The sequence below is a fragment of the Priestia sp. VA7 genome, from assembly GCF_055710015.1.
Genome location: NZ_JBVQPN010000008.1, coordinates 46,616 through 57,833, shown reverse-complemented (window position 1 = coordinate 57,833; position 11,218 = coordinate 46,616). Strand labels below are relative to the sequence as shown.

Annotated in this window: 9 protein-coding genes; 4 read left to right on the top strand and 5 right to left on the bottom strand. The window is 33.0% G+C overall.

Annotated elements, in window-relative coordinates:
* Positions 1 to 404 precede the first annotated feature (404 nt).
* A complete protein-coding gene (locus tag AC0C45_RS25755) occupies positions 405 to 725 on the top strand; it encodes a PepSY domain-containing protein (RefSeq protein WP_472929003.1) in 321 nt (106 codons plus the stop codon).
* A gap of 699 nt (positions 726 to 1,424) precedes the next feature.
* Here the strand turns inward: AC0C45_RS25755 and AC0C45_RS25750 are convergent.
* Complete coding sequence (locus tag AC0C45_RS25750) at positions 1,425 to 1,913, bottom strand: PepSY domain-containing protein (protein WP_472929002.1); 489 nt, start codon at positions 1,911 to 1,913, stop codon at positions 1,425 to 1,427.
* A gap of 424 nt (positions 1,914 to 2,337) precedes the next feature.
* Between AC0C45_RS25750 and AC0C45_RS25745 the strand changes: the two genes are divergently transcribed.
* Both AC0C45_RS25745 and AC0C45_RS25740 read left to right on the top strand, forming a co-directional pair.
* Positions 2,338 to 2,829 (top strand): PepSY domain-containing protein, encoded by a 492-nt coding sequence (locus AC0C45_RS25745; protein WP_472929001.1) that lies wholly within the window; start codon positions 2,338 to 2,340, stop codon positions 2,827 to 2,829.
* A gap of 948 nt (positions 2,830 to 3,777) precedes the next feature.
* Entirely contained in the window at positions 3,778 to 4,083 is a 306-nt protein-coding gene (locus AC0C45_RS25740) for a PepSY domain-containing protein (RefSeq protein WP_472929000.1), read from the top strand.
* Between the two features lie 692 nt (positions 4,084 to 4,775).
* Here AC0C45_RS25740 and AC0C45_RS25735 read toward each other — a convergent pair.
* Positions 4,776 to 5,318, bottom strand: coding sequence for an acyl-CoA thioesterase (locus AC0C45_RS25735; protein WP_472928999.1), 543 nt, complete (start codon positions 5,316 to 5,318; stop codon positions 4,776 to 4,778).
* 245 nt (positions 5,319 to 5,563) lie between these two features.
* Here AC0C45_RS25735 and AC0C45_RS25730 point away from each other — a divergent pair, with 245 nt between their 5' ends.
* Positions 5,564 to 6,439, top strand: coding sequence for a LysR family transcriptional regulator (locus tag AC0C45_RS25730; RefSeq protein ID WP_472928998.1), 876 nt, complete (start codon positions 5,564 to 5,566; stop codon positions 6,437 to 6,439).
* Between the two features lie 632 nt (positions 6,440 to 7,071).
* Here AC0C45_RS25730 and AC0C45_RS25725 read toward each other — a convergent pair.
* The 3 genes from AC0C45_RS25725 to AC0C45_RS25715 all read right to left on the bottom strand — a co-directional run bounded on the left by AC0C45_RS25725 (position 7,072) and on the right by AC0C45_RS25715 (position 11,209).
* On the bottom strand, positions 7,072 to 8,421 hold the full coding sequence (locus AC0C45_RS25725) for an MFS transporter (protein WP_472928997.1): 1,350 nt from the start codon (positions 8,419 to 8,421) through the stop codon (positions 7,072 to 7,074).
* Between the two features lie 495 nt (positions 8,422 to 8,916).
* Complete coding sequence (locus AC0C45_RS25720) at positions 8,917 to 9,663, bottom strand: class II aldolase/adducin family protein (protein WP_472928996.1); 747 nt, start codon at positions 9,661 to 9,663, stop codon at positions 8,917 to 8,919.
* A gap of 259 nt (positions 9,664 to 9,922) precedes the next feature.
* The gene (locus AC0C45_RS25715; protein ID WP_472928995.1) at positions 9,923 to 11,209 is read right to left on the bottom strand and encodes a Glu/Leu/Phe/Val family dehydrogenase; all 1,287 of its coding nucleotides are present in this window, start codon (positions 11,207 to 11,209) and stop codon (positions 9,923 to 9,925) included.
* Positions 11,210 to 11,218 lie beyond the last annotated feature (9 nt).

Sequence of the window (11,218 nt, the reverse complement as noted above, 5' to 3'; positions counted from 1 at the left end):
TCTTCTTTAAAATTTGAAAGCCCATCTTCATTGAAGATGGGCTTAAATAGGGTTTCAAAAATGAAAAAAAGGTCAACTTGCTTTATCAGTAATTAGTCTAACCTTTAATAATGAAAAGTTAGTGAAAATAAAAAGGAACTCTCAGGGATTATTCAGTTAGCATTAAGACTAAGTTCACAGCTACTTCATGTTTATTTTTTATAGTAAACACATAAGCAAAGGACATTATCTGTATAGCTAAAAAACAGTATCATATCATCCATAATAAACTTTTCCATTCCTTAAAACCGTAATTTTAACAATCAAGTATAAACAAATTATTTTTGTTCCTTACAGATATGATCCTTTGCTTAACTAATAAAAAATAGCACTATAGACAAATTAATTGATATGGAGGAATTATCATGATTGGAAAGTTAGCAATGGGAAAAGCAGTAGCAGGCATAGCTTTAGGAGCTATGATAGGAGTGAGTGGCGTTTCTTCATCTTTTGCAGCTGAGACACATCATGCGAACTCAACCAAAACAGTAAGCCAAAACCAAGTAAAACAGTACAGTGAAAATCAAGCTAGAGCAATTGCTTTAAAAGCAAAACCAGGGAAGTTCAAGTCAGTATCATTCCATAATAATGTTTATACGTATATTATTCATAAAGATGGCCATGATTTTAAAGTAACGGTGAATGCAAAAACAGGTGCTGTTTTGAAAGTGGTAACTGTAAAATAATTTATTTAATAAGAAGATTATCACTATGATTAAAGTGATGATCTTCTTTATGGGATGGAAAATCAGATGAAAATTTTAACTAGTAGCAAATTAGGTAAGATAATAGTAAACATTATTTCTTTATTGCTGGTCTATTCTCATGTGTTTACTTTGTATTTAGCCGTGTACAAAAACAGTCATTATCATGCTTCATTGACCGAATCGGGGCCACTAATTCCTTTGATCCTATCGATTTTAGGAATTCTTATTTCTTGCATGAATGTTGGATTGAAATTTTTAATTAAATATATCTTGTTATTTACAAGCCTTTCTTTATTCTTCCTTATAGTTCTTATTCCCTATATGCTTGGAGATATCTAAATTTATAATAATAAGATAGTTTAAGAGGACCTTTCTCTTTGAGGAATTCTTTTAATAAAATCGAAGTGAATTCTCGCAACAAGACTATATTTTATAGGAATAGCATATGTATAAAAACTACATATAAGAGAAACACGGAACTCATCAAAACCTTTCCTCCAATAGAAGTTCTCTTTTTTATGTGTTCGCTTAATTGCCATTAGGAATAGAGACACTTATAAATATGATGGAATATCCCTAAAGATTAAAGAGGAGTTTTTAACAACCTCTCTATGCCTATACTGTTGTTATTTAGAAATAAAGTAAAAGAACCGTTGATCAGGCAACGGTTTTTTTACTTTATTGGTAGCTACATGCACCAGTTTTGGCATCAACTTTCACGTGGTGGTCTTTATTGTCTTTTCCGTGAATTAAGAATGTATATACATTGTCTTTATGTTCAACAGATTTAAATGTGCCTGGAAGTTTTTTCAATGCGATTGTTTTTGCTTCCGTTTGTGTAAAGACTTTAACTTGTGTCACAGTCTCTACTTTTGTCACTTTACCTGTCTTAGCATCAACTTTTACATGGTGATCTTTGTTGTCTTTGCCATGAATTAAGAATGTATACACGTTATCTTTAAGTTCGACAGATTTAAACGTACCTGGAAGTTTTTTTAATGCGATTGTTTTCGCTTCTGTTTGTGCGACACAACCACATTCTTGTTGTGAACTTGTTTTCGCAGAGTTCACATGTGAAGTTTCAGCTGCAAAAGCTGGACTGAGGGAGCTAAGTCCTACGATTGCTCCTAATGCAACACCTGATAATACTTTTCCAAACTTAATCATAATTAAACTTTCCTCCATTGCGCTTCTTTATATTTTTTAATCGTTTCTACGTGCTTTATTATGCAAGTTAGAAATGAACCCCATATTAATTGAAACTGAAAATTAGCTGAATGCTCTTCCAGATAAATCATATATTATTTTTTTGATTTTCAGCTAAAATACACTCCACATTCAGCTTGAAGCTGTAAAATGAACTCCGGCAAAACAAATAAATAATACTAAAGAATGTAAGGAGTAAATCCTACGGATATTCCTACTTTCTATAATTGTTTATTTTTTAGCCATGATCAGAAGGCGGAAGCCTTGAGAGAAAGGGTGAATCTGTTCTTTTTCTAGTCTGACATTAAAGGTATGGAAAAAAGACAGAACCTTTTCATTCTCAATGGTGATTCGCAAAAAATATTAATAAATGGAGGAATTAAATATGGTTGGAAATTTAGTTGCTGGGGTAGCTTTAGGCGGTAAATTAGCAATAGGAGCAGCTTTAGGAGTTAGTGCTTGTGCTGGCGTAGGAGCAACGGAGACTCATCATACCAATTCAACAACAGTGGTCTCTCAACACCAAGTTAAATTTACAGAAGAGAAGGCTAGAGTAATTGCATTAAAGGGATGTTCAGGAATGTTTAAATCTGTATCATTCCAGAACAATGTTTACACGTATATTATTCATAAAGATAGCACAGATTACAAAGTCACTGTAAACGGGGAGACTGGAGAAGTACTAAAGGTGGAAGCTTTGTCATACATTCAAGTTCTCCCTCAAGATCATGCCAAGGAAATTGCATTAAAAGCCTGTCCAGGAACTTATAAATCGGTATCATTTGAATCAAATGTTTATGTATTTGTAATTCATAAGGACAGTGTTGATCATATTGTAAAGGTTAATGCAAAAACAGGTACATGCAGTTGTAATTAATAGCTTAATAAGCTAACGAGGCAATATTTTAGAATACGTTGCTAATAATGAATAAAAAAGGTCACAGAGATAAATTCTGTGACCTTTTTTGTTTTAGATAATCGTAATAATATTACCTAAAGATGCATGCCGTATAAAGCTTAGAAACGGGAAAAATTTTTTATGCTGAAAGGAGCTTTCTTGCTACATAGAATCATCACATAGGTCGATGCCTCACGGCGTCTTGTATAGTTTAATCAAGATATAAATTTTACAAATAAAAGGAAAAGTAAAAAAAGATACTTTCTCCTTAAAAGAAGCATCCCATCTCGAGATTAAAGTATTGGTAGTTCTTATTAGAGCTTAGGCGCTCTCAAAAATAATAAGGTTTTATTATGGATCAAACCGGAAAATTGTTAATGAGAATAGAAAATGTCTTAGGATTGACCTTTAATTTAGTACATTATGCACACAGACATGTGCGTTTTTAGATTTTAGATTAATTAGATGTCAAAAAAATAGCTGTAAAGGTAATAGTGGTTCTAAGTAAAAAGTTAAAAGCTCACCTTAATAAAGGTGAGCTCAAAGAGGATTATTTTAAAGAAAAGGATCAACTTTTCCTATTCAACAATGAGTTTAACTTTTAATAGTGAAAAGTTAATGAAAATACAAACTAACATTCATAGATAATTCAGAAGTTGCTAAGGCTTAATTCACGATCACTTCATATTTGTTTTTTATAGTGAATGTGTAGCAAAGAAATCATTGATAAATATGGATGGTAAAATGATTAGTCATTTTATTTTTTGTTCAAAGCTATAACCTTTAAAAAGGACTTTATTCTTCATATCACTTCTTGATTCGTAATTTCAATTAAACAGTACAACATATTTTCATTCACAATTTGGAGATAAAGTCCTTGTTTCTTTACTATTAACACATTATAAAAACCTAAACGGAGGAATCATCATGATTGGAAAATTAGCAGCAGGAGCAGCTTTAGGAGTAATGGTGGGAGCAAGTGCAGTTTCTCCAACATTTGCAGCTGATGCTCATCATATCAATTCAGCACAAGCAGTAAGCCAACATCAAGTGAAACATTTTAGTGAAAATCAAGCCAGAGGCATTGCATTAAAAGCAAAACCAGGAACGTTTAAATCTGTATCATTCCACAATAATATTTACTCATACATCATCCATAAAGATGGTCATGATTTTAAAGTAACGGTAGATGCAAAAACAGGTACGGTGTTAGATGTTGTACCTTTAGATTAATTATCAATACGAATGGAGTTCTATAATTCTCATTAAGTGGGCTCCGGAAAATACTCCGGAGTTTTTTAATCCTTATTTATAGTTGGTCCAGATTAAAAAGTAGCAAAATAAAGAGCTACCTCTATTAAAAACGAGGTAGCTCTTTAGAAGAATAATCATTGGAAATATATATTAGCAGATAAATTATAGCATAATTATGAGAAAAAGAATATATTTTATATATTTTTACTCAAATTTACTTATATGTAAAAACAAAAAAGGTGCCCTTTTGGACAGAATAGTATCTAACCATTTTTCAGTAGAGACATAGCATCTAAAGAAAGTTTCACCGTTTTAAACTGCTTAATATGATTAAGCGTATAGATTCTACCTTATACCAAGTCGAAATTTATTTAATAAAAAATATTGCTTACTATAATTATCCATCTAATTAAAGATTTATCTATTAGTTGAAATCATATTTTTTTAAAAAAAAGCAAAAAAACTACAATGCCGTCAATTAGAAACATAATTGCAGTTTTTTTGTTTAGTTTGTAATTCGCGTATCATACAAATAGTAGCGTTAAGTAAAACTGTTCAATTCTTCAATTGTAATTTTTCTAAAGAAGCATATTTTATAGTAATTACCCTGCTACACCACGCTATTTCTTTAGAACAGATGCATAGAATTTTTTTCTTACCCTATTACTAAATCATACGTTCGTAAGTTGACCTAGTCTTTTCAAATCCCAAGGATTATCAATTGTTAAAAATGTGGCTAAGTCTTTACTCTTTTCTTTCCTTTCTTTGCGTGTTTTTGTCCGCTCTAGCGAAGTCTGATGTAATTTTATCTCTTCTTCTGTTTGAGGAATAACTGTAGGAACATCTATAGGCTGTTTAAACTGATCAACAGCCACAAATGTTAAAAAAGCAGTAGCTGCTATTTTACGTTCCCCACTTTTTAAACCTTCGGCTATTATTTTCACAAAGATCTCCATAGATGATGTGCCTGTACAGGTCACATAAGATTCAAAAGATACTGAATCTGTAGCCTTAATAGAATGTAGAAAATCAATTGAATCAATGGAAGCTGTTACACAATCGCTTCGACTATGACGAGCTGCTGAAATGGAAGCAACCTGGTCTAAATCACTCATTAACCTACCACCAAATAATGTATGATGATTATTCATATCATTTGGGAATACACGACATGTTCGTACTACTCTAGATTCATTACAATACTTAAATTCCATATACTACGCCTCCTTATTGTATACTCATCTATTCCTCATTGAGATTAAGAATATAGAAATAGTTTTATCTTCTTAATGATTTCTTCTTAGTGGCTATATATAATAATTCTATGTAGATATCTTTGCTATTAAATTAGCTCTGGATTATTTATGAATAAGAATAAATGAATAATGAGAAAAAATAAAATGCTAAAAAATTATACATACATATAAAAAATAGTTATAAGAAATAGATGGGGGAAATCATGGATTATCGCGATTGGGAAATACTAAAAGTTTTGTATATTCAAAAAAACATCACGAAAGCAGCTCGGTTGTTGTTTATTACTCAACCAGCATTAACGAATCGTATAAAACATATGGAGAAGGAGCTAGGTGCTAAAATAGTAACCCGTGAAAGCAGAGGAATTCAGTTTACCCCACAAGGAGAGTATCTTGTTAGTTGTGCAGAAGAAGCCCTTAAGAATTATCAAAAAATAAAAGATAATGTCTTTAACATGAGTAATAACATCCATAATGAAGTTGTAGGTACCTTAAAGTTAGGCGTTTCTAATTTTTTTGCAAACTATAAGCTTCCTTACCTTTTAAGATTATTTAAAAAACAGTACCCGCATGTACAATTTAAGGTAATCACGGGATGGAGCAAAGATATTTCTCAACTTATACACAAAAAAGATGTGCATGTTGGCTTTGTTAGGGGAGATTATGTTTGCAAAGGATTATCGAATCATTTACTTTTTGAGGAAACTATATGTATCACCTCAATGGAAGAAATTAATGTAAAAAACCTTCCTACTGTTCCAAGAATTGATTATAGAGGAGACCATTTGTTAAAATTGCTCATTGATAATTGGTGGTCTGAAAACTATGTACAAGAACCCTTTATTAGTATAGAAGTTGACCAGGTTGAAACCTGTAGAGAAATGGTGATAAATGGTCTAGGTTACGCTATTTTACCTGACAGAATACTGATTAACAGGAAAGATTTACATAAAATTGACATAGTAGATCAAAAAGGAAATCCTATAATGCGTAGAACTTGGATGTATTATCATGAAGAATCTTTAGAGTGGAATGTCATGAGGGAATTTGTGGAGTTTGTGAAAAATGAGACATTTTAGCATACAGGCTATTATAAAAACTCCTCATAAAAAATGTATCTATAATTTGTTTTTAGAATATTCAAAATTTAATCTTTATCTAATTTTTACACATGCTATACTATAGAAGCAGATGCAAAAGTCCAACCCTTGACAAAAAAATCATCCCCACTTTAGAGGTGGGGGTGACTTTTTTATTTCATTGGGACAAATATAAGCATAAAAAATACTTTTTTTATATTGTATTTTTTTATACGCTATATAAATGTTGAAAGGTTTATAACAGATGTATTTTATCCTTCACTTAAAGGTATAGATCTTCCATGTATTTTTCTTTTTGGGACCTATATTGTGACTCCATTTTACTCCTTGTCTAATATAATCCGAGGGAATAATTAAGACAAATTAGCTTTCCTTATAAAAAAGTCGTTCCTAGTTACTTCAATTATTCTGCACATATCTTATGCTGAGTATATATTTTATTGTGGGCCTTTATCAATCATAATCCAGCAATTATAATGACCAATTAAAAATCCAATTCTAAACCGAATTCCAAGGACAATAGACTTTTAATAAAACTTACCTTTGATATAAACACTTAACGTTGTGAATTAGCGTAATGCTGGGGGAACCTTGACTTCAAACTCATTAAATTATGTTTCGCTTCCTATTTTTTTAGTGTAATTAATGAGTAAGGATGCACCAGCTAAAACAAAACCAGCTACAGCAAATAACATAAGTGCGACAAAGTAGGATTTGGTTGCAGATACGATAAAACCAATATAAAGGGGAGTGACAATGCCTGCCAAATTTCCTGTGAAACCCAAACATCCTCCCACTACTCCAACGTGCTTTTGTTGAGAAATGGCCGCAGGTACACTCCAAAACAAACCACACCAGCGAAGGAAGAATAAAGTGACAGCAAGCAAAGTGATAGCTAAGGTTAAGGAAGTAATGTGCCCAAGAAGGAAAATAGCAGCGCCACTCATAATACCGGCTATTGATAAAAGAGTCCGCATGACAATATTGTGGCTTCCTCCTTTCTTACGCCATTTGTCCACGATCCATCCTCCTATTAGCTCTCCTACGAATCCTGCACCAAAGATGATAAAAATGGCGTTACCTACGCTTTTGATATCCAAATTTTGAGTTTGTGCAAGATACATGGGTCCCCATGTCATTAAGCCAAAATATACGGTGTTATATGCAAAGAAGCTAATGCACATGAACCAGAAACTGCTGCTTTTTAGATAATCTTTAGAACCTATTGATGCCTCAGAAATCCTTTTATCTACCTTGTATTCTTCGTCGAGAGCTTTCCTCAAATACTCACGTTCTGCTTCATTAGTTCTTGGATGGTTTGAAGGATTCCCTCTAATAACCCACCAAGCTAGAAAGCCAATTATAATAGTAAGGATCCCGGTACCGACTAAAGCGAGACGCCACCCTCCAAACCAGGCCATAAATGCCACAATAATAGGGCCACCAACGGCTGTACCTAAAGGGGATCCACTATCAAGTAAAGTAGCACCGCGTCCTCTTTCCTTAGAGGTTAACCAAACAGATTGTAACTTTGTACCCGAAGGATACAAAGGGGCTTCCACAATTCCAAGTAAGACTCGTAGGAATATAAATACTTTACTGGTATTAGCAAATCCTGTAATAGTTTGTACAATCCCCCATACGATTGTTGAGCCTATTATTAATCCTGTGGGCTTATAACGATCCGCAAGAAAACCACATGGAATTTGCATAAGAGCATATCCCCAAAAAAAAGAACTTAGTATAATTCCAGTTATGGAAGGATCCAAATTTAAATCTTGCGTTATTGCTGGCAAAGCAACCGATAAAGCAGAACGGTCGACATAGTTAATCGTTACTAAAATGAGTAACATAATAAAGATTTGCCAGCGAACGTTAGTTGGTTTTGAGGTATCAATTAGCGTTCCTGCGTTTTTTTTGTATGGATCCCTTTCAATTTGATTTTTATTCGGTGTCCACATTCCTTTCATCTCCTTTTTATCATTTTTAATTCTTATAACCCATCAGATACGCTCTTCGTTTAAATCTTCAACTGTAAAAAGCCCATTCTTTTGAAGAATGCATGATTTGTATTTCCCATGAGCTCTTGCTATTTTATAGTTCATTCATGAAATATTTGAAAAAGCGCATAGTATTTAATTTTAAAAGGACTATATATGCTTTTTAAAAACAAAGGTAATCTTTGTAACAGAATCCTAGTGGAAACCATACTCTATCTTGCATTATCTGATAAAAAAAGGGCGACTTCACCAACGGATGAAATCTGCCCAAAAAGAGGATGAAGTTATTTATAAATCATTTGCGTGAAAACTGAATAGTAAGTGTATTACCATAGATAAATACCAAAAACGGACTTGAAGGACACTTGTTCTTGCTATTTACTATTTGAAAATCCAATTTCGAGAATCATTCTGTTAATACTGTAATGGCAATAAGATTTATATTTTCAAAAAACTTTAATCTAAAAAGTCAGGTTGTTGATTAACAATTCGTTCCCACAATGGTTGGAAACAACGTTTTGCTTCTTCAGGCGTGCCAACTTGAGCTGCTGTATGCTTTGCATGTTCTTCCTCAATTAAAACAGGTTTTCCAACGGATTCGGCTAGTATCTGAACTTGGCAAGAACGTTCCATGTTGACAAACCACCACACGGTTTCCTCTATAGATCCTCCTACAGTAAGTAAGCCATGGTTTTGAAGTATTACAGCTTTATGATTTTTTAAAGCTTTTCCAATTCTTTCTCCTTCTTGCAAGTCATGTACTACACCAGTATAAGCATCATATAAACTATGATCTTTATAAAAAGCGCAAGCTTCTTGGTTAATTGGATCAAGTAATCTTCCTAAGGTAGACCATGCTTTTCCGTATACGGAATGAGCGTGTGCAGCTGCAACTACATCTGGACGTGCTTTATGGAGCTGAGAATGGATCGTAAATCCAGCCTTGTTAACAGCTTTATCACCTTCTACTACTACACCATCATGATTGACTAAAATAAGGTCAGATACTTTAATTTGACTGAAATGCATATTATATGGATTAACCCAGAAGCAATCATCATATTCTGGATCTCTTACCGTAATATGTCCAGCATTTCCTTCATCGAAACCAAACAGTGAGAATAGTCGAAAAGCACCAGCTAATTTTTCTTTTCTCTCTTTACGCTCCTGAATAAAGTTAGTCTTTTGATCTGTAGTATTCATGTCTAAACACTCCTTTTAATTTTAAAAGCAATAATTAAATAGACCCTTATTTACATTCAATATCAGATAAAGCTGTTTAATATTGAATAACTAGATACCTGAATAATCTTGAAGTATCAAGGGAGGCCATACATATGAAAATTCATTAACATAAATACACTCCTAACAATTCGGAATATTCAGTATTATTAAACGACCATAGGTCTGCCTATAATTATTGATTCCTTAAATTAGTTGAATTAATTAAATTACATGTTACTTAAATCCAGCCTCTAAGTGTAGAAGCGTCTACCATTCGTTTTAACCCTATCACATAGGCTGCTAGTCTCATATCAATTCCTTTATTTACGGATGTTTGATATATATTTAAAAAAGAAGTAGTTAAAATGTTTTTTAATTTACTTTCTATCTCCTCTTCTGTCCAGTAATATCCTTGATTATTTTGCACCCACTCGAAATATGAAACAATTACGCCACCGGAACTTGCTAGAACATCTGGTACAATTAAAATATCCCTTTTAGTTAATATCTCTGTTGCTTTTAAAGTTGTAGGCCCATTCGCAGCTTCTACTACAATTTTTGCATTAATATATGGAGCATTCTCTTGTGTAATTTGATTTTCAATTGCTGCTGGAATGAGAATGTCACATGGCTTTATTAATAATTCTTGATTAGAAATTTTGTTTTCAAAAAGATTTGTAACTGTCCCAAAAGAATCTCGATTATCTAAAAGGTAATTGATATCTAATCCTTCTGAATCGTATAAGGCTCCATATGCGTCTGATATTCCTACAATCTTTGCACCCATATCATGAAGAAACTTTGCTAGAAAACTACCTGCATTTCCAAATCCTTGAATAATAACTTTTGCCCCTGAAATATCAATACCAACAATTTTAGCTGCCTCTTTCACTATCATTGTTACTCCCATAGCTGTGGAAGATTCTCTCATAAGAGATCCTCCTAATACTAAGGGTTTACCTGTAATAAAACCAGGAGAGTCAAATTCCCTTATACGACTATACTCGTCCATCATCCATGCCATAATTTGAGAATTAGTGAAAACGTCAGGAGCTGGAATATCTTTAGTAGGGCCTACAATTTGACTAATGGCACGAACGTAGCTACGACTTAAACGCTCTAGTTCTTGAAAAGACATATTTCTAGGATCGCATTGAATCCCTCCCTTTCCTCCCCCATACGGTAGGTTGGTAATACCACATTTAATACTCATCCACATAGAAAGGGCTTTTACTTCATCTTCACTTACATCAGGGTGAAAACGAATTCCTCCTTTTGTAGGTCCTATTGCATCGTTATGTTGCGCACGATATCCTGTAAAAACTTGAACGGTTCCATCATCCATTCTTACAGGTATACGAACAGTCAATAATCTAAGTGGTTCTTTTAATAATTCGTAGGCTTCCTCTTTATATCCTAGCTCTTTAAGTGCTCTATAGATGACTTTTTGTGTTCTTTCTAAAACATTCAATTGTTCTCCTACGTTCTCTTGTTGTTTAGTTAATGTAGGATTTATAGAGCTCATTATCCATTC

Excerpts from the sequence above, each read along its gene's own strand:
- AC0C45_RS25755 (WP_472929003.1), top strand. The coding sequence starts at position 405 with ATGATTGGAAAGTTAGCAATGGGAAAAGCAGTAGCAGGCATAGCTTTA.
- AC0C45_RS25750 (WP_472929002.1), bottom strand. The coding sequence starts at position 1,913 with ATGATTAAGTTTGGAAAAGTATTATCAGGTGTTGCATTAGGAGCAATC.
- AC0C45_RS25745 (WP_472929001.1), top strand. The coding sequence starts at position 2,338 with ATGGTTGGAAATTTAGTTGCTGGGGTAGCTTTAGGCGGTAAATTAGCA.
- AC0C45_RS25740 (WP_472929000.1), top strand. The coding sequence starts at position 3,778 with ATGATTGGAAAATTAGCAGCAGGAGCAGCTTTAGGAGTAATGGTGGGA.
- AC0C45_RS25735 (WP_472928999.1), bottom strand. The coding sequence starts at position 5,318 with ATGGAATTTAAGTATTGTAATGAATCTAGAGTAGTACGAACATGTCGT.
- AC0C45_RS25730 (WP_472928998.1), top strand. The coding sequence starts at position 5,564 with ATGGATTATCGCGATTGGGAAATACTAAAAGTTTTGTATATTCAAAAA.
- AC0C45_RS25725 (WP_472928997.1), bottom strand. The coding sequence starts at position 8,421 with ATGTGGACACCGAATAAAAATCAAATTGAAAGGGATCCATACAAAAAA.
- AC0C45_RS25720 (WP_472928996.1), bottom strand. The coding sequence starts at position 9,663 with ATGAATACTACAGATCAAAAGACTAACTTTATTCAGGAGCGTAAAGAG.
- AC0C45_RS25715 (WP_472928995.1), bottom strand. The coding sequence starts at position 11,209 with ATGAGCTCTATAAATCCTACATTAACTAAACAACAAGAGAACGTAGGA.